The following is a 277-nucleotide window of genomic DNA, read 5'->3' as shown; positions in this document are numbered from 1 at the left end:
GCTCATCATCATCTGCGGCTGCCAAATCCTCAATCTGAGGATACTTCTCCATGAAGCGCAGATAATAGGGCATTACTGTTTCAACCTGTGTTTGTTGAGACATGATTTCAGAAATCCAAACAGAATAAGCCTCTGTATTTTTACGCCACGGCAAAGGCTTTTTGTGAATATTGTACCATCCTAATAAATCCTGCTGGAACTTTTCTATTTCGGTTTTATTCATAAGCTCTATTATTAAATTTATATAAAACAAAGTCAAATAGTAAGCTCTTAAAGA

At 35.7% G+C, this 277-nt stretch carries 1 pseudogene; it reads right to left on the bottom strand.

The features are described from left to right. Nucleotides 1-223 (bottom strand): annotated as a pseudogene (locus ETC27_RS17935) (A/G-specific adenine glycosylase); the annotation flags it as partial. Nucleotides 224-277: the final 54 nt, after the last annotated feature.

The sequence above is a fragment of the Onishia niordana genome, assembly GCF_004798965.1.
Lineage (GTDB): Bacteria > Pseudomonadota > Gammaproteobacteria > Pseudomonadales > Halomonadaceae > Onishia > Onishia niordana.
This window is presented reverse-complemented; position numbering and strand designations above follow the sequence as displayed.